This is a genomic window from Antarcticimicrobium sediminis (assembly GCF_004348975.1).
GTDB classification, from domain to species: Bacteria; Pseudomonadota; Alphaproteobacteria; order Rhodobacterales; family Rhodobacteraceae; genus Antarcticimicrobium; species Antarcticimicrobium sediminis.
In genome coordinates, this window is record NZ_SMFP01000003.1 from 13,518 (window position 1) to 29,520 (window position 16,003).

The window sequence follows — 16,003 nt, forward strand, 5'->3', positions numbered from 1 at the left end:
ATATAGGCTGCTGAACAAGGGGGCGACTCGGGTGGGTGCAACCGTCAATCTGATCAAGCTGTGCGTTGGTGCCGAAGCGGTGCAGGATCTGCTGGACTGGCAGAACAACCCGCGTGCCCTTGGGCCTGACGGGCTGCCACGCCATGTCACGCGAATGTGGCCCAAGCGCGCCGAGGAACTGCTCGACGGTGGCTCGCTCTATTGGGTGTTCAAGGGGCAGGTTCTGGCCCGCCAGCGCATTGTGCGACTGGACGAGGTGGATCGCGGCGACGGCATCAAACGCTGCGGCATCGTGCTGGACCCAAAGGTAATTCTGACCCGCGCCGCGCCGCGGCGGCCGTTTCAGGGCTGGCGCTACCTCGCCCCCGACGACGCCCCCGCCGACCTGCCCGCAGGGCGCGATCAGCAAGAGTCGCTGCCCGAGGATCTGGACCGCGCGCTGGCCGAGATCGGGGTGCTCTGAACGCGGCCCGGATCGGTTTGCGATAGGGGAACCGCCAAAGGACACAGCGCACACCCGCCTGTTTTATCGTGCCGCTCAAACCCGCATGATGACGAAGCCCTTGCCGCAGGCGCACGGGGTCGTAAAGTCGGTTCATGAAAACGCGCCTCATCCATAATGTGCTGCAGTTGCGCAAACGCCTCTGGGCCAAGCCATTGCTCTATTGCTTCATGGCTGTCGTCGCCTCGTTTTTCGCGCAGGCGGCGGATTACGGATCGCTCGGATACGTGTTGCCCGAGATCGAGGCGGACACCATTCAGACCCTGCTGTCCATCATCTCCTCGTCGATGCTGGCGGTCGCGACCTTTGCCGTGGGCTCGATGGTGGCAAGCTACGCATCGGCCAGCAGCTCCGCGACCCCACGCGCCTTTGCGCTCGTGCTGGCGGACGATGTCTCGCAGACCGCCCTCTCCAGTTTCATCGGTGCCTTCATCTTCAGCATCGTCTCGATTGTCGCGCTCAAGACGGGGTTCTACGGTGCCGGCGGTCGTTTCGTTCTTTTCGTCATGACCTTGGCGATCTTCGCTTGGGTCATTCTCACCTTCGTGCGCTGGGTCGATAACATTGCACGGCTGGGCCGGTTGGGCACCACGATCGACAAGGCCGAGGCGGCCGCGCTGGCCTGCCTCAAGGAGCGACGTCTCATGCCCTTTCTCGGGGGCGTCGAGAAGACCTGCAGCACAGAACTGACGGGCACAAAGGTCTTTTGTGACGATATCGGCTATATCCAATACGTCGACATGGGCGCGCTTCAGACCATCGCGGTCGAAAATGACATTCGGATCATGGTCGATGCGATGCCCGGCTCTTTTCTTGCCCCCGGTCGACCGATTGCCATCCTCGACACCAACGACGAGGTGGACGAGAAAATCCCGAGACGGATCGCCAGCGCCTTTGTTTTTGGCGACAACCGGACCTTCGATGAGGACCCGAGATTCGGCCTCATCGTGCTGTCTGAAATCGCCTCCCGCGCCCTGTCTCCAGCGGTGAATGATTCGGGCACCGCGATTGTCATCATCGGACGTTTCGTGCGGCTCTTCGCGGCTTGGGCCGCGCCCGTCGAAGACGACGAAAAGATCGAAGAGAAATATGATCGCGTCATCATTCCAACGCTGTCCTTGGCCGAGATGTTCGATGATGCCTTCACGGCGATGGCCCGCGATGGGGCCGGAACCGTCGAGGTCGGGATCAGGCTGCAGAAGGCTTTCCTGTCGCTTTCAACGCTCGATTATGCAGGGTTCCGCGATGAGGCGCGGCGTCACTCGGCCTTGGCGCTGGAACGCGCAAACGGCAGCTTGTCCCTGAAGGATGACTTCAACCGCGTTGAACGCATTGCGCGGCTCCTCGACTGAACCGTATATTTTTCGCGAGGTCAGGAAAAATGCACCCATGCGCGATGCGCTTGGTGTCAGGTCTCGTCCGTTCGACTAGCCGACAAGGCGTGCGGACAGGGCAAAGACCCCAAGCTCCCCACAGTCCGGGCCTCGGCCCGGACGCGTCTTCATTCCGGCCCCCTAGCCGTCGACCCGCTTCAGCAGCGCGGCCAGCGCCTGTTTCTCACCAGCATCACAGGCGGCGCCCCGGCTGCGCCAAAGCGTCGCCTGACTGCGCAACACCAGACCATCGCTCAACAGCTTGAGGTGATTGGCGCGCAGCGTCTCGCCGGTCGAGGTGATGTCGGCGATCGCCTCGGCGGTCTCGTTCTTGACCGTACCCTCGGTCGCGCCCTGACTGTCGACCAACTGGTAATCCGCGACTCCCGCATCAGTCAGGAAATCGCGCACCAGCCGGTGATACTTGGTCGCGATACGCACCCGAAAGCCGTGGCGCGCGCGAAAGGCCGCTGCCGCCGCGTCCAGATCGTCCAGCGTATCCACGTCGGCCCAACAGCTCGGCACCGCGAGGATCAGATCCGCCTGACCAAAACCCAGCGGCGCGATCTCTTCGACCTGCTGTTCCCAACGCGGCAGCTTTTCGTGCACCAGATCGGTGCCGGTGACGCCCAGATGGATCCGCCCGGCGGCCAGTTCGCGCGGGATTTCCCCCGCCGAAAGCAGCACCAGCGAGATCCCATCGATCCCATCGACCGCGCCGGAATATTCCCGGTCAGAACCGGTGCGGCTCAGGCGGATGCCGCGTTTCTCGAACCAGTCAAAGGTCTTGTCCATCAACCGCCCCTTGGAGGGCACACCCAGCTTCACACTCATGCGCGGGCCTCCTCAAGCGTCAGCATCAGACCGGGGCGCAACACGCCGCCAACCGCCGGGATTTCGCCGCCATCGCCCAGCGCACGGGTCAAGGCATCATAGCGCCCGCCGGTGGCGACCGGTGGCAGATCGGCGCGCGCGGCGGCGTAAAAACCAAACACGAACCCGTCGTAATATTCCATCGACGTGCGGCCATAGCTGGCCTCGAATTCAAGGTTGTCCACATCCACACCGCGCGCGGCCAGCGCGGTGATACGCGCCTCAAGCCGATCCAGCGCCGGAGTGATCTGCGGCAGATCCACCGCCACGTCGCGCAAATGCTCCAGCGCAAAGGGCAGGGTTTCACGCACCGCCAACAGGGTTTCCAGCGCGCTGATCTCACGCTCGGAAATCGGTGGCGCGGCGGCATCGGCGCGCAACGCCTCTATCCGCGCAAGAACCTCGGCGCGGCTGCGCAGCCCGATCACCGGGCCAGCCCCGGCCATCGGATCAGAGGCCGCAAGCAGGGCCGCGCGCGCCGGCGGCACCGGGCTGCGCCCCGAATACCGCTCCAGCAGGGCGCGGAACCGGCGCGGACGCCAGATATGGCGCATCAGCGCCGCCTTGCGCGCCGCCGTCGTCTCCAACCCGGTCACAGCAGCCAAAAGCAGGCCGATATCACCGGTGGTCGCCCGCAGGTGCAGCCCCGACAGCGCCTTCGCGATCAGGGTGAACACCTCGGCATCCGCCGCCGCCGGGTCGGTGCGGTCAAACACCTCATAACCGACCTGGATATATTCATTGTCCCGGTCCGGATCGTGTTCCTGTCGGCGAAACACCTCGCCGGAATAGGTATAGCGCGCGGGCTCTGCCCCATGCGCCATATGCATCTGCACCACCGGCACGGTAAAGTCGGGGCGCAACATCTGCTCGCCCCGCACCGCGTCCGAGGTCACATAGGCGCGCGCGCGAATATCCTCGCCATAAAGGTCGAGCAGGGTTTCAGCCGGTTGCAACACCGGGGTTTCGACGGGCCGTGCGCCCGCCTGTTCGAAATAGCCGCGCAGCTTGGCCGCGCGCTCAAGGATACGGGCGCGCTGGGGCATCAACCCTGCCCGCCGTCTTGACTGGCGAGGATCTCACGCACCTTGGCGATCAGCTCGGCGCGCGGCACCTCGAACTGACTGGGGCGTTCCTTCCATTCCTCCAGCGTGGCGTTTTCGGCGATCTGCGCCCCTAGAATCAAATCCTTGATCTGGACCACGCCGCGCGCCTTCTCATCGTCCCCCTCGATCACCGCGACAGGGGAATTGCGCCGGTCGGCATATTTGAGCTGGTTGCCGAAATTCTTGGGGTTGCCGAGATACACCTCGGCGCGGATTCCCGCCTGCCGCAGCTCGGCCACCATCGCCTGATAATCAGCCATGCGGTCGCGATCCATCACGGTGACAACAACGGGGCCCTGATCCTGCGCGGTGACCCGGCCCTTTTCGCGCAGCGCCGCCAACAGCCGATCCACACCGATCGAAATCCCCGTCGCAGGCACGCTCTGCCCGGTGAAGCGTTTGACCAGATCGTCATAGCGCCCGCCACCAGCGACCGAGCCGAACTGCCGCTTGCGGCCTTTCTCGTCAAAGATTTCAAAGGTCAGCTCGGCCTCGTACACCGGGCCGGTGTAATACCCCAAGCCACGCACGACAGAGGGGTCGATCACGATACGGTCTGGGCCATAACCTTGGGCGGTGAGCAGATCAGCGATCTGTTCCAACTCGCCCACACCCTCGGCACCGATCGCGCTGTCGCCCACCGCAACACGCAGGTTGGCCAGCGTTTCCGCGTTATCCACGCCTTTGGAGGTGAGGAACGCAACCACCGGATCCGCCTGCGCCTCGCTCAGCCCAACGCCGTCGATATAGGCGCCCGAAGCATCCAGCCGCCCCTTGCCGAGCAACTCGCGCACGCCGGCCTCGCCGACCTTGTCAAACTTGTCGATGGTGCGCAGCACGGCATCATGCAGACCGGCGTCGTCGCCCAGCCCCATCGCTTCCAGCACACCGTTCAGAACCTTGCGGTTGTTGACCCGGATCAGGTAGTCGCCGCGCGCAATGCCGACCGTCTCCAGCGTATCGGCCAGCATGGCGCAGATCTCGGCATCCGCCGCCATCGAGCCGCTGCCGACGGTATCCGCATCACACTGATAGAACTGGCGATAGCGCCCCGGTCCCGGCTTTTCGTTGCGCCAGACCGGCCCCATCGCATAGCGGCGATAGGGGGTCGGCAGATCGTTGCGATGTTGGGCATAGACCCGCGCCAGCGGCGCGGTGAGGTCATAGCGCAGCGCCAGCCAGTCGCCCTTGCCCTCCTCGACGCCCTCTTGCCAGGCAAAGACCCCTTCGTTGGGGCGGTCGACATCGGGCAGGAACTTGCCCAGCGCCTCGACGGTTTCCACCGCGCTGCTTTCCAGCGCATCAAAGCCATAGCGATGATAGACCCCGGCGATCTGGCGCAGCATTTCGCTGCGCTGGCTCACCTCGGCGCCGAAATAGTCACGGAACCCTTTCGGTGTCTCTGCCTTGGGGCGGGGCTGTTTTTTCGGCTTGGCCATCGCGGGCTCCTGCACAATCCTGTGTCGCGGCGGGGTCTATCCCAAGCCCCCCCGAGGAGCAAGGCGGCGCGGGACGACCGCCTTTTTCTGGCGCAAAATAACCGCGCCGAAAACCCACGCCGAAACCCCGCAATTCAACGCCCGCACCGGGGGAACGGTTCAGATCGCCACGAAAACGCCGCCACGTCCCTTGCCAGCAGCGAAACGGGCCGGTTCAGGCAAGCCTGCGCGGAAGTGACGTTGCGCCGGAGACCGCACCGGCCTATCTCGGCGGAAAAGGAGAACGCGATGCAGCATATCGAAGAACGGCTGGCCCATCTGATCCGCAGCGTGGAGGATCTGAGCGACGTGGTCGCGCGCCAGCAGGGCGAGATTGAACAGTTGACGCGCCGGGTCGAGATGCTGATGCAGCGCGAGGCCGGTCGCGACGCCGAAGGCACCGGCGGCGTGGTTCTGGCTGACGAACGGCCGCCACATTACTGAGGCCGCACGAATACGGCCCCTGAGCCCGCCCCACGGATGCAGGGCAGGCATGGGCCAGCCCGGCGCGGTGAGACGGCCGGGCGGCTTGGCCCCTACATCTCTTCCACGTCCAGCACCCCATCAAGGCTTTTCAACGCGCCCTTGATCTGCGGGTTGATGGCGAATTCGCGGCCCAGATCCATCTCGACCTCGCCCGGCAGGCTGGGATCAAGCAGGCAAAGCTGCACCGGCCCCTTGGCCGCGCCACGGGCTGCCTTTGCCGCCTCGTCCAGAATGGTGGCCACGGGATCGACAGCACTGGCGTTGTCGACAAAGACCTTGAGCCCCGCCGTCCCCGCCTGTGCCACCGCCACATCAATCGGCGCGACCCCCCGGCCAAGCAATTTCAACTGATCGCTCTCCATCGTCGCCTCGACCGTCACCACCACCTTTGAGCCGGTCTCCAGTGCGTCGCGCGATTTCTCCAAGGCTTCGGAAAACAGCGTCACCTCATAGGTGCCGGTGGGGTCGCTCATCTGCACAAAGGCGAAGCGGTTGCCGCGCGCTGATTTGCGCTCCTGACGCCCCGCCACCACACCGGCCAGCTTGGCCACCATCGGGCCTCGCGCGGCCTTGGCGGTCAGCTCATCCAGCGTCAGCACGTTCTTGCGCTTTAGCGGCACCATGTAATCATCAAGCGGGTGCCCGGACAGATAGAAGCCAACCGCCTTGAACTCCTCGGCCAGGCGTTCGCCGGGCAACCAGTCGTTGACCGGGCTCAACCGGGGTTCGGGCAGATCATCGCCCGCCTCGCCGAACAGCGACACCTGCGCGCTGGCCTTCTGCTCGTGGATCGCGGCGGAATAGGCGACCAGCGCATCTAGGCTTTCGAACACGCGGCGCCGGTTGCGGTCCAACTGGTCAAAGGCCCCGGCGCGCGCCAGCATCTCCATCGGGCGCTTGCCGACCCGTTTCAGATCGACCCGCCGGGCAAAATCATACAGCGTGGCAAAGGGCCGGTCCTGCCCCTCGGAACCGCGCCCCTCGACCACCAGCCGCATCGCGTCAGAGCCCACGTTCTTGAGCGCGCCAAGACCATAGACCAGCTCGCCCTTCACCACCTTGAAGGTCGCGTCCGAACGGTTCACGCAGGGCGGCACCCAAGGCAGGCCCAGCCCTTTGCGGACCTCTTCGAAATAGATCGACAGCTTGTCGGTCAGGTGGATATCGCAGTTCATGATCCCGGACATGAACTCGACCGGGTGGTTCGCCTTGAGCCATGCGGTCTGATACGACACCACCGCATAGGCCGCCGCGTGCGATTTGTTGAAGCCGTAGTTGGCGAATTTCTCCAACAGGTCGAAAACCTCAGAGGCCTTTTTCTTGTCGACCCCGTTCTCCATCGCGCCCTTTTCGAATTTCGGACGCTCCTTGGCCATCTCCTCGGCGATCTTCTTACCCATGGCGCGGCGCAGCAGGTCAGCGCCGCCAAGCGAGTAGCCCGCCATTACCTGGGCAATCTGCATCACCTGTTCCTGATAGACGATGATGCCTTGGGTTTCCTTGAGGATATGATCAATCGTGGGATGCACCGAGGCAAGCTCGCGCTGGCCGTTCTTGACCTCGCAATAGGTCGGGATGTTTTCCATCGGGCCGGGACGGTACAGCGCGACAAGCGCCACGATATCCTCGATGCAGTTGGGCTTCATGCGCTTGAGCGCATCCATCATGCCCGAACTTTCCACCTGGAACACCGCCACCGTCTTGGCCCGGGCGTAAAGGTGATAGGTCTTCTCGTCATCCAGCGGGATGGCGTTGATCTGGTTCTCGGCGCCCGCCGCCGGCTGGTACAGTTCGGTGCCGTCGGCGGCGACGTGCAGCGGCCGCCCCGAGCTCAGGATCTGATCAACCGCGTTCTGGATCACGGTCAGGGTTTTCAGGCCGAGAAAGTCGAATTTGACCAGCCCCGCCTGCTCCACCCATTTCATGTTGAACTGGGTCGCCGGCATGTCCGAGCGCGGATCCTGATACAGAGGCACCAACTCGTCGATCGGCCGGTCACCGATCACCACACCGGCGGCGTGGGTCGAGGCGTTGCGCAGCAGCCCCTCGACCTGCTGACCGTATCTGAGCAGGCGGGCGACCACCTCTTCCTCCTGCGCCGCTTCGCGCAGACGCGGCTCGTCCTGCAACGCCTTTTCGATGCTGACCGGCTTGACGCCCTCGACCGGGATCATTTTGGACAGGCGATCCACCTGCCCATAGGGCATTTGCAACACCCGACCGATATCGCGCACCGCCGCCTTGGAAAGCAGCGCGCCAAAGGTAATGATCTGGCCCACCTTGTCGCGGCCGTATTTCTGCTGCACGTAATGGATCGTCTCTTCCCGCCGATCCATGCAGAAATCGATGTCAAAGTCAGGCATCGAGACCCGTTCGGGGTTGAGGAAGCGTTCGAACAGCAGACTGTAGCGCAGCGGATCAAGGTCGGTGATGGTCAGCGCATAGGCGACCAAGCTCCCTGCCCCCGACCCCCGGCCCGGCCCAATCGGAATGCCGTGATCCTTGGACCACTTGATGAAGTCGGCCACGATCAGGAAATATCCCGGAAAGCCCATGCTCTCGATGATGCCCATCTCGAAGGCGAGCCGTTTTTCGTATTCCTCGACCGGCGCGGCGTGGGGGATCACGGCAAGGCGCGCCGCCAGCCCTTCCTTGGCCTGCCGACGCAGTTCCTCGACCTCGTCATCGGCGAACTTGGGCAGGATCGGCGCACGGCGATAGGTCATGAAGGCACAGCGGCGCGCGATCTCGACCGTGTTCTCGATCGCCTCGGGCAGATCGGCAAACAGCGTGATCATCTCTTGCTGCGACTTGAAGAAATGCTGCGCGGTTAGGCGGCGGCGCGGGGCGGCCTGATCGACATAGGCCCCGTCGGCGATGCACAGCAGCGCATCATGCGCTTCGTACATTTCGGACTTCGGAAAGTACACATCGTTGGTCGCCACCAAGGGCAGGCCCATCGCATAGGCCATCTCGACAAAGCCGCGCTCGCTCAACCGCTCGGCCTCGGGCGCGCCATCCTCGCCCGGGTGACGCTGCAGCTCGACATAGAGCCGGTCGCCATAGATGCCGTGCAGGCGGCGCATCAGCGCCTCGGCCTCCTCGCGCCGCCCCTGTTGCAACAATTGCCCCACCGGCCCCTCTGGCCCGCCCGAAAGACAGATCAAGCCCTCGCCGTGACGCTCCAGATCTTCGGGCAGCACATGGGCCGCCTGCCCGTCGCCGCGCAGATACAGGCAGGAGTTCAGCTTCATCAGGTTTTCATAGCCGCGCTCGGTCTGCGCCAGCAGCACCACCGCACCGACCGGCAGCATCTGGTTGCGCGCCCCCGGCACCACCTCGGCCCCGTCATAAGCCAGATCGACCTGACAGCCGACAATCGGTTGGATCCCCGCATCTGACAGGGTGACAGAGAATTCCAGCGCCGCGAACATATTGTTCGTGTCGGTCATCGCGACGGCGGGCATCTCCAGCTTCCGGCACAGGTCCGGCAGCTTTTTCAGCCGTACGGCGCCTTCAAGAAGCGAGTATTGGGTATGGGTGCGGAGGTGGATGAATCGGGGGGTGTTGCTCATGCCGCCAAGCTATCTTGCCGCGACGCCGGGGGAAAGATGGCGCGGCAGGCAATGCAACGCGCAGGGGCGCGTTTTATCCGCGCCCCACTCCCGCGATCACCTGCCCGGCACCGAATGGCGCGCCGGGCAAAGGATCAATGCGCCTCGGCCCAGTTCGCCCCGCGCCCGGCCTCTGCGGTCAGTTTCACGTCCAGATGCACCACCGGATCGGCGGCGCCCTCCATCACGGCACGGGCGCGCGTCGTCAGCTCGTCGGCGGCGTCTGCGTCGACCTCGAAGATCAGTTCGTCATGCACCTGCAACAGCATCTTGGCCGGCAGACCCTTGATCGCCGCCGGCATCCGGATCATCGCCCGGCGGATCACATCCGCCGCCGTGCCCTGAATCGGCGCGTTGATCGCCGCGCGATAGGCAAAGCTGGCGCGCGGCCCCTTGGCGTTGATCTCGGGCGTGTGAATCTTGCGCCCGAACAGGGTGCGCACAAACCCGTGTTCCTTGGCGAAGGCCTTGGTTTCGTCCATATAGGTCCGGATGCCGGGGAACCGTTCGAAATAGCGGTCGATAAAGCCCTGCGCCTCGGATCGAGGGATCCGCAGGTTGCGCGCCAGACCAAAGCCCGAGATGCCATAGATCACCCCGAAATTGATCGCCTTGGCCTGCCGCCGGATTTCCGGTGTCATCTGGTCCAATGGCACGTTGAACATCTCTGATGCCGTGGCGGCGTGAATGTCCTGCCCTTCGGCAAAGGCTGCCTTCATGCCGGACAGATCGGCGATATGGGCCAAGATCCGCAGTTCGATCTGGGAATAGTCGAGGCTGAGCAGAACCTTGCCCTCCTCCGCCACAAAGGCCTCGCGGATGCGCCGCCCCTCTTCGCTGCGCACCGGGATGTTCTGCAGGTTCGGATCGGTCGAGGCCAGCCGCCCGGTCGCCGCCCCCGATATGATATAGGAGGTATGCACGCGCCCGGTGTCCGGGTTGATGTGGTCCTGCAAGGCGTCGGTATAGGTCGACTTCAGCTTGCTCAACTGCCGCCAGTCCAGCACGCGGGCCGGCAGATCATGCCCCTCGGATGCCAGATCTTCCAGCACGTCGGCGCCGGTGGCATAGGCCCCGGTCTTGCCGCGCTTGCCGCCCTCCAGCGACATCTTGTCGAACAGGATCTCGCCCAATTGCTTGGGAGAGCCGACATTGAATGTCTCGCCCGCCAACTCGTGGATCTCGGCCTCAAGCCCGGCCATCTTCTGGGCAAAGGCGTTCGACATCCGGCTGAGGACATCGCGGTCCACCTTGATGCCGGTCATTTCCATCTCGGCCAGCACGGGAACCAAGGGTCGCTCCAGTGTCTCGTAAACGGTGGTGACCTGCGCCCGGTGCAACTGCGGCTTGAATGTCTCCCACAGACGCCAGGTGATATCGGCATCCTCGGCGGCATAGGCGGTGGCCTCGTCTATTGGCACCCGGTCAAAGGTGATCGCCGATTTGCCACTGCCCAGCAGCGGTTTGATCGGGATCGGTGTATGCCCCAGATAGCGATCACTCAACGCGTCCATGCCGTGCCCGTGCAGCCCTGCGTGCATCGCGTAGGACAACAACATCGTGTCGTCGATCGGCGCCACATTGACGCCATAGCGGGCAAAGATCTTGGCATCGTATTTCATGTTCTGCCCGATCTTGAGGATCGCGGGATCCTCCAACACCGGCTTCAGTAGCGCCAAAGCCTGATCCAGCCGGATCTGCCCCTCGGCCAGATCGTCGGAGCCGAACAGATCATCGCCGCGCCCCGCCGCCTTGTGGGTCAGCGGGATGTAGCAGGCCTTGCCCGCCGCCGTGCTCAACGAGATGCCGACCAGATCGACCACCATTTCGTCCAGCCCGGTGGTCTCGGTATCCACCGCCACCACACCCCGGTCGCGAATCGCCGCGACCCAAGCCGCCAGTGCTACCGGATCACGCACGCATTCATAGGCGCCGGTGTCGAACGGCACCGCTTCCGGCGCAGCCTCCCCCGCTTCGCCCGGCTGCGCCACGGGAGTCTCCGCAATCACCGGCGCCTTGACCCCCATCTTTTCGGCGATGCGCTTGCTCAGGGTGCGGAATTCCATCTCGGCGAGGAAGGGCAGCAGCACGTCGGGGTCCGGATCGCGCACCTCGAGATCGTCGAGCGTGAAATCCAGCGGAGTTTCGCAATCAAGCTGCACCAGTTTCTTCGACATCTCGATCTGGTCCCGTTTTTCAATCAGGGTTTGTCGCCGCTTGGGTTGCTTGATCTCTTCGGCGCGGTCCAGCAGCGCTTCCAGCGAGCCGAATTCGTTGATCAGCAGTGCGGCGATCTTGATGCCGATGCCGGGCGCGCCGGGCACGTTGTCAACGCTGTCACCGGCCAAGGCCTGCACATCCACCACCCGCTCCGGATCGACGCCGAATTTCTCGCGCACACCGTCGCGGTCGATGCGCCGGTTCTTCATTGCGTCCAGCATCTCGACCCCGCCGCCGACCAGCTGCATCAGATCCTTGTCCGAGCTGATGATCGTCACCCGCCCGCCAGCCGCGCGCGCCTGCACCGCCAGCGTCGCGATGATGTCGTCCGCCTCGTAATTCTCCAACTCCTTGCAGGCGATGTTGAACGCCTCGGTCGCGCGGCGCGTCAGCGGCATCTGCGGACGCAGCGCCTCGGGCATCTCTTCGCGGTTGGCCTTGTAGAGGTCGTACATGTCATTGCGAAACGTGTGGCTGCCCTTGTCAAAGATCACCGCAACATGGGTCGGCGCATCGGGGCCAGAGGCATCCTCGACATATTTTTGCAGCATATTGCAAAAGCCCGCGACCGCCCCAATTGGCAACCCGTCGGATTTGCGCGTCAGCGGCGGCAGCGCGTGAAAGGCGCGAAAGATAAAAGCCGAGCCGTCAATCAGGTTCAGATGGCAGCCTTTTCCAAATTTCATGGGCCTCGTCTCCCTTGCCGGTGATGCGTGCCCGTAATGCCACGCGCGCCACGCGGGGGCCAGTGGCAATGGCGCACCTGCGGGCAGGACAATTGCCTCTGGAAGTCCGACAATTAAACTAGGATAAAGAAGCGCCGAAACCGACCCGAGGCCGTCCCCGTGACCCAGAGCAGCGAAACACCAGGCATCGAAACACCGGGCATCGAATACGCCGCCCATGGCAGCCGTCACCAAGGCAGCCGTGGCACCCGGTTGTTGGGCGGGCTTGCCACGCTGGTCGCCGCCGCCTGTCTGCTGCCGATGATCGCGGTGGCCATTGCCGCGTTCAGCGGCGGCACCGAAACCGTGCGCCACCTGTTGCAGACGGTGCTGCCCGGCTATGCGGGCGCGACGCTGGTTCTGGTGGCGCTGGTGGCCCTTGGCACCTTTGCGATCGGGGTGGGCGCGGCTTGGCTGGTGACCATGACCCGCTTTCCCGGTGTGCGACTGCTGGAGATCGCGCTGGTGCTGCCGCTGGCGATGCCCGCCTATGTGCTGGCCTATGCCTATACCCATCTGCTCGATCACCCCGGCATCGTGCAATCCACCCTGCGCCAGGTCACCGGCTGGGGGCCGCGCGATTACTGGTTCCCCGAAATCCGCTCGCTGGGGGGCGCGGCGGTGATGCTGATCCTGGTGTTTTACCCCTATGTCTATCTGCTCTCCCGCGCCGCGTTCCTGCAGCAAAGCGCGGGTGCCTTTCTGGCCGCGCGCACCCTTGGTCACAGCGGCTGGAGCGCGTTCTGGCGCGTCAGCTTGCCGATGGCCCGCCCCGCCATTGCCGGCGGCGTACTGCTCGCCGTGATGGAAACCATCGCCGATTTCGGCACCGTCGCCTATTTCGGGGTGCAGACCTTTGCCACCGGAATCTATACCAGCTGGTTCACCATGGCCGACCGCGCCGCTGCTGCGCAACTTGCCCTGTGCCTGCTGGCTTTTGCCCTGATACTGGCGGTGGCCGAGCGCAGCACAAGGGGGCGCGCGCGCTATCACCACGCCGGCAAGCGGCACATGAAGATGCCGCCAGCCCAGCTTAAAGGGATGCAGGCGGCACTGGCCTTTGCGCTTTGCGCGCTGCCAGTGCTACTGGGGTTCCTGTTGCCGGCGGCAATCCTGTTCACCATGGGGCTGGGGTCGGAACAGAATCTGCTCAGCCACCGCTATCTCGGCTTCATCCGCAACTCGATCACGCTGGCAGGCACCGCCGCGCTGGTCACGCTCACCGCCGCCATCACGGTGGGATTTTTCCAGCGGTTGCGCCCCGGCCGCCGTTCCGGCACCGCCGCCTATCTGGCGCGGCTGGGCTATGCGGTGCCGGGCGGGGTGATCGCGGTGGGGCTTCTGGTGCCCTTCGCGGCCTTTGACAACGCGCTTGATGGCTGGATGCGCGCCACCTTCGACATCTCGACCGGGCTGCTGGTCACCGGATCGATCTGGCTTTTGGTGGCCGCCTATATGGTGCGCTTTCTCGCTGCCGCATTGGGCGCCTATGAGGGCGGGCAAAGCACCGTGCATGTACATATGGACGCCGCCGCCCGCTCACTGGGGGAAACCCCGCTGGGCACCCTGCGCCGGGTCCACCTGCCGATCCTCACCCCCAGCCTGCTGACGGCGCTGCTGATCGTCTTTGTCGACGTGATGAAGGAACTGCCCGCCACGCTGATCATGCGCCCTTTCAACTATGACACACTGGCCATCCAAGCCTATCGCCTGGCCTCGGACGAGCGGCTGGAAGGCGCGGCGGTGCCCTCATTGGTGATCATGGCTGTAGGGTTGCTGCCAGTGATCCTGATCTGCCGTCAAGTGGGGCGACGCAACTAAGGGGCGCAGCCGCGTCCGAACCGGATCCGAGACAAGAAAGAGGGGGCCCTGCCCCCGGCCTGAGGCCTCCCCCGGAGTATTTTCACCAAGAAGAAGACGAGGGGCACGGGGCGCTTCTTCTTGTTCAAAATACTCAAATCCACCGTCGACCACCGGCACCGCGCCAACAAAAAGGGCGCGGGAGAAGCCCCCGCGCCCGGTTATCTGACAAGTCGGGGTGGGGTTATTCCCAGCCCACCTCGTTGAAGATTTTTTGCGCCTCTGGCAGGTTCTTGGCCACCGCCGACAGGTCGACATCGTCAGGCTTGAAGAACCCCAGCGCCGCCACGCTTGGGGACAGGCCGACGCCCGGAACGGCAGGGTATTCATCATTGCCAGCCGAGAAATATTTCTGCGCCTGATCGCTGGAAAGGTATTCCAGGAACTTGATCGCGTTCTCCTTATGCGGCGCATGCACCGCGACGCCGCCGCCGGACAGGTTCATATGTGCGCCCTCGGCGTTCTGTGACGGGAACACCCAGCCGAACATGTCGATCTTGTCGCTCACCCCGCTCACTTCGGTCCGGAGGGCGCGGGCAAAATAATAGGTGTTGGAAACCGCGATCTCGCATTCCCTCGACACGATCCCGCGCAGCTGGTCGGTATCACCGCCCTGGGGAGAGCGGGCCATATTCGCCACCACGCCTTGCGCCCAGTCGCGAGCGACCTCGCGCCCATGGGTTTCGATGATCGCCGACAGCAGGGTCTGGTTATAAGTGTTCGACGACGACCGGATGCAGACCAGACCTTTGTATTTCGGGTCGGCGAGGTCGAGATAGGTGCGCGGCGGATCTGTCATCTCGGTCTTGTCATAGAAGATGATCCGCGCCCGCTGCGAAAAGCCGAACCACTGGTTGTCGACGTCCTGCAAATAGCCCGGCACACGGGCTTCCAGCACCGGGTTGTCGATGGATTGCAGCACGCCGGCATCCTTGGCCCGCTGAAGCCGCGAGGTGTCCACCGTCAACAGGACATCGGCGGGAGAGTTTCGCCCCTCGGCCAGCATCCGGGCGATCAGCTCGTCGGCCTTGCCCTCGATCCGGTTCACGGTGATGCCGGTGGCCTCTTCGAAGTCGGAATACAGCCGCTCATCAGTGTCGTAGTGGCGCGAGGAGTAAATGTTGACCTCATCCTCCGCCAGCAGCGCGGCCGGGGTCAGCATCGTCATCAGGGCGACAGAGCCGCATGTCAAAATATGTCGCATCTCGGATCCCATGTTGTTTCAGGACGCGGGCCAATGCCCGACTGAAATCATCAGATACCCGATTCCACGGCGCGCGCAAACCAAAACTGAGTCTTTTGATCGGAAATGTACGACCGAACGCCCCGGGCGAAGCGAGCGCCAAGGCCGCGCCGAATCAAGACGAAGTCCCGCCCCAACACGAAAAAGACCGCGCCCCGAGAGGCACGGTCTTTTTTTAATGTCCGTTTCCGGTGATCTCAGCCCTGACGGGCTTTGAACCGGCGCTGAGTCTTGTTGACCACGTAAACGCGGCCTTTGCGACGCACGACCCGGCAATCACGATGCCGGTTCTTCAGCGAGCGGAGCGAGTTCTTGACCTTCATGGTCTGTCTCCTGTTCCAGCGGCGCGGGCCAGCGCCTGAGTTGGCGGGTGCCCCGGTTGCCCGGGACCGTGAATTCATGGTGGGCGGTACAAGGTTCGAACTTGTGACCCCTTCGATGTCAACGAAGTGCTCTACCACTGAGCTAACCGCCCATGAATACTGGCTCGGACCGGCCCCATAAAGAAAACGGGGCGCATATT

11 protein-coding genes and 1 tRNA gene are annotated in these 16,003 nt (G+C 63.8%); 4 read left to right on the forward strand and 8 right to left on the reverse strand.

Annotation, left to right across the window (positions count from 1 at the left end):
• The first annotated feature begins 31 nt into the window (after positions 1-31).
• Together E1B25_RS05615 and E1B25_RS05620 are read left to right on the forward strand one after the other, a co-directional pair.
• The gene (locus tag E1B25_RS05615; RefSeq protein WP_132827766.1) at positions 32-463 is read left to right on the forward strand and encodes a DUF1489 family protein; all 432 of its coding nucleotides are present in this window, start codon (positions 32-34) and stop codon (positions 461-463) included.
• A gap of 134 nt (positions 464-597) precedes the next feature.
• Positions 598-1,854 (forward strand): DUF2254 domain-containing protein, encoded by a 1,257-nt coding sequence (locus E1B25_RS05620; RefSeq protein WP_132827767.1) that lies wholly within the window; start codon positions 598-600, stop codon positions 1,852-1,854.
• A 162-nt stretch (positions 1,855-2,016) separates the two neighbouring features.
• Here E1B25_RS05620 and hisG read toward each other — a convergent pair whose 3' ends face one another.
• The 3 genes from hisG to hisS are packed head-to-tail and all read right to left on the reverse strand — an operon-like array spanning position 2,017 to position 5,293.
• Complete coding sequence (gene hisG, locus E1B25_RS05625) at positions 2,017-2,709, reverse strand: ATP phosphoribosyltransferase (RefSeq protein ID WP_132827769.1); 693 nt, start codon at positions 2,707-2,709, stop codon at positions 2,017-2,019.
• Positions 2,706-3,794: an ATP phosphoribosyltransferase regulatory subunit gene (locus E1B25_RS05630; RefSeq protein ID WP_132827770.1), complete on the reverse strand. Its 1,089-nt coding sequence runs from the start codon at positions 3,792-3,794 to the stop codon at positions 2,706-2,708. Before E1B25_RS05630 ends, hisG begins: the two co-directional genes overlap by 4 nt.
• Positions 3,794-5,293, reverse strand: coding sequence for a histidine--tRNA ligase (gene hisS, locus E1B25_RS05635; protein ID WP_132827772.1), 1,500 nt, complete (start codon positions 5,291-5,293; stop codon positions 3,794-3,796). Before hisS ends, E1B25_RS05630 begins: the two co-directional genes overlap by 1 nt.
• A gap of 288 nt (positions 5,294-5,581) precedes the next feature.
• Between hisS and E1B25_RS05640 the strand changes: the two genes are divergently transcribed.
• The gene (locus tag E1B25_RS05640; protein ID WP_132827773.1) at positions 5,582-5,776 is read left to right on the forward strand and encodes a SlyX family protein; all 195 of its coding nucleotides are present in this window, start codon (positions 5,582-5,584) and stop codon (positions 5,774-5,776) included.
• 92 nt (positions 5,777-5,868) lie between these two features.
• On the opposite strand, the gene dnaE is transcribed toward E1B25_RS05640, so the two are convergent.
• Positions 5,869-9,393: a DNA polymerase III subunit alpha gene (dnaE, locus tag E1B25_RS05645; protein ID WP_132827774.1), complete on the reverse strand. Its 3,525-nt coding sequence runs from the start codon at positions 9,391-9,393 to the stop codon at positions 5,869-5,871.
• A gap of 134 nt (positions 9,394-9,527) precedes the next feature.
• A complete protein-coding gene (gene polA, locus E1B25_RS05650; protein ID WP_132827776.1) occupies positions 9,528-12,338 on the reverse strand; it encodes a DNA polymerase I in 2,811 nt (936 codons plus the stop codon).
• 159 nt (positions 12,339-12,497) lie between these two features.
• Between polA and E1B25_RS05655 the strand changes: the two genes are divergently transcribed.
• The gene (locus E1B25_RS05655) at positions 12,498-14,198 is read left to right on the forward strand and encodes an ABC transporter permease (RefSeq protein ID WP_206338509.1); all 1,701 of its coding nucleotides are present in this window, start codon (positions 12,498-12,500) and stop codon (positions 14,196-14,198) included.
• 223 nt (positions 14,199-14,421) lie between these two features.
• Here E1B25_RS05655 and E1B25_RS05660 read toward each other — a convergent pair whose 3' ends face one another.
• The 3 genes from E1B25_RS05660 to E1B25_RS05670 all read right to left on the reverse strand — a co-directional run bounded on the left by E1B25_RS05660 (position 14,422) and on the right by E1B25_RS05670 (position 15,955).
• Entirely contained in the window at positions 14,422-15,405 is a 984-nt protein-coding gene (locus E1B25_RS05660) for an extracellular solute-binding protein (RefSeq protein WP_132827777.1), read from the reverse strand.
• Positions 15,406-15,677: 272 nt separating this feature from the next.
• Entirely contained in the window at positions 15,678-15,803 is a 126-nt protein-coding gene (gene ykgO, locus E1B25_RS05665) for a type B 50S ribosomal protein L36 (protein WP_132827779.1), read from the reverse strand.
• Positions 15,804-15,880: 77 nt separating this feature from the next.
• Positions 15,881-15,955: transfer RNA gene (locus E1B25_RS05670), tRNA-Val, on the reverse strand.
• Between the last annotated feature and the right edge of the window lie 48 nt (positions 15,956-16,003).